Source organism: Listeria tempestatis, assembly GCF_963575625.1.
In the GTDB taxonomy this organism is placed as follows: domain Bacteria; phylum Bacillota; class Bacilli; order Lactobacillales; family Listeriaceae; genus Listeria; species Listeria tempestatis.
The window spans coordinates 1-447 of record NZ_CAUYTK010000032.1; the positions used below are offsets into that span (position 1 = coordinate 1).

1 pseudogene is annotated in these 447 nt (G+C 47.2%); it reads right to left on the bottom strand.

The features are described 5' to 3' along the window. Window positions 1–447: pseudogene (locus tag R8923_RS14265) on the bottom strand (LXG domain-containing protein); the annotation flags it as partial.

Sequence of the window (447 nt, forward strand, 5' to 3'; positions counted from 1 at the left end):
ACTCCCGCTAATTGCCGCCAAACTCAAACCCACGCCCGCGATCGCATCCATCACGCCTGCGTCAGACAGTTTTCCTTCCCAATCTTCTACATATGCCGAGGCCTGTAATATTTTCCCTGCCGCACCGGAATATACTTTTCCGTCCATGTAATACGTCTTATTTTGCCACGATTTCATGATTTTTTCGTTGAGTTCGTCTAATGTTAGTATAGTATATTTATCCTTCGCTTGGTAGTCGCCTGTTCGTTTTAAATAGGCTTCAAGTTCGCGGTTCGGCACGCGTACCCCGTCTTTTTCGAGTAGCCACATCGCTTGTTCTTTTCCATTTGAATCGGTATAAGGCACCTTGAATAAGAGATAACCTTCTAACTGGGCTTCGCGTTTTGGATCAATTCCGCGCGCTTCATTCAGCGACTGCTGCAGGCGTTGCATCGCCGGCATAAAGGT